1 rRNA gene is annotated in these 1,783 nt (G+C 56.8%); it reads right to left on the bottom strand.

Annotation, left to right across the window (positions count from 1 at the left end):
- Positions 1–15: 15 nt before the first annotated feature.
- Positions 16–1,537 (bottom strand): 16S ribosomal RNA (locus tag CCE02nite_RS20260).
- Positions 1,538–1,783 lie beyond the last annotated feature (246 nt).

Below are 1,783 nucleotides of genomic sequence, written 5' to 3'. Positions count from 1 at the left end.
TTGGTAGCTCCTTAGAAAGGAGGTGATCCAGCCGCACCTTCCGGTACGGCTACCTTGTTACGACTTAGTCCCAATCGCCAGTCCCACCTTCGACCACTCCCCCCGCGAACGGTTGGGCCATGGGCTTCGGGTGTTACCGACTTTCGTGACTTGACGGGCGGTGTGTACAAGGCCCGGGAACGTATTCACCGCAGCGTTGCTGATCTGCGATTACTAGCGACTCCGACTTCATGGGGTCGAGTTGCAGACCCCAATCCGAACTGAGACCGGCTTTTTGGGATTCGCTCCACCTTACGGTATCGCAGCCCTTTGTACCGGCCATTGTAGCATGCGTGAAGCCCAAGACATAAGGGGCATGATGATTTGACGTCATCCCCACCTTCCTCCGAGTTGACCCCGGCAGTCTCCCATGAGTCCCCGGCATAACCCGCTGGCAACATGGGACGAGGGTTGCGCTCGTTGCGGGACTTAACCCAACATCTCACGACACGAGCTGACGACAACCATGCACCACCTGTGCACGAGTGTCCAAAGAGACCACCATCTCTGGTGGCTTCCCGTGCATGTCAAGCCTTGGTAAGGTTCTTCGCGTTGCATCGAATTAATCCGCATGCTCCGCCGCTTGTGCGGGCCCCCGTCAATTCCTTTGAGTTTTAGCCTTGCGGCCGTACTCCCCAGGCGGGGCACTTAATGCGTTTGCTGCGGCACGGAACTCGTGGAATGAGCCCCACACCTAGTGCCCAACGTTTACGGCATGGACTACCAGGGTATCTAATCCTGTTCGCTCCCCATGCTTTCGCTCCTCAGCGTCAGTTGCGGCCCAGAGACCTGCCTTCGCCATCGGTGTTCCTCCTGATATCTGCGCATTCCACCGCTACACCAGGAATTCCAGTCTCCCCTACCGCACTCTAGTCTGCCCGTACCCGATGCAAGCTCGAGGTTGAGCCTCGAGTTTTCACACCAGACGCGACAAACCGCCTACGAGCTCTTTACGCCCAATAATTCCGGACAACGCTTGCGCCCTACGTATTACCGCGGCTGCTGGCACGTAGTTAGCCGGCGCTTCTTCTGCAGGTACCGTCACTTGCGCTTCTTCCCTGCTGAAAGAGGTTTACAACCCGAAGGCCTTCATCCCTCACGCGGCGTCGCTGCATCAGGCTTTCGCCCATTGTGCAATATTCCCCACTGCTGCCTCCCGTAGGAGTCTGGGCCGTGTCTCAGTCCCAGTGTGGCCGGTCGCCCTCTCAGGCCGGCTACCCGTCGTCGCCTTGGTAGGCCATCACCCCACCAACAAGCTGATAGGCCGCGAGCCCATCCTTGACCGAAAAACTTTCCAACCACCCCCATGCGAAGGTAGCTCATATCCGGTATTAGCCCCGGTTTCCCGGAGTTATCCCGAAGTCAAGGGCAGGTTACTCACGTGTTACTCACCCGTTCGCCACTAATCCACCCAGCAAGCTGGGCATCATCGTTCGACTTGCATGTGTTAAGCACGCCGCCAGCGTTCGTCCTGAGCCAGGATCAAACTCTCCGTAAATGAACAACGCCCACCACCAGCACAACACCGGCAGTGAACAATCCATACGAAGCGAACCCCAACAGGGTTCACAAAACTGGCATCAACACGAAAGATGACATCATCTTCCGAAATCAACCAAAGGAATCCCAGACACAACCAACCACCCCACCCGACGGGCGAAGACGATCAGCCATGCCACAGGGACAAAAAATTGGCATTGACTAACAAGCACACTGTTGAGTTCTCAAACAACCGACACACACC

This window comes from Cellulosimicrobium cellulans, assembly GCF_006539945.1.
In the GTDB taxonomy this organism is placed as follows: Bacteria; Actinomycetota; Actinomycetes; order Actinomycetales; family Cellulomonadaceae; genus Cellulosimicrobium; species Cellulosimicrobium cellulans.
The sequence above is the reverse complement of the archived record's forward strand: the minus strand, read 5'-3'. Positions and strand labels throughout refer to the sequence as shown.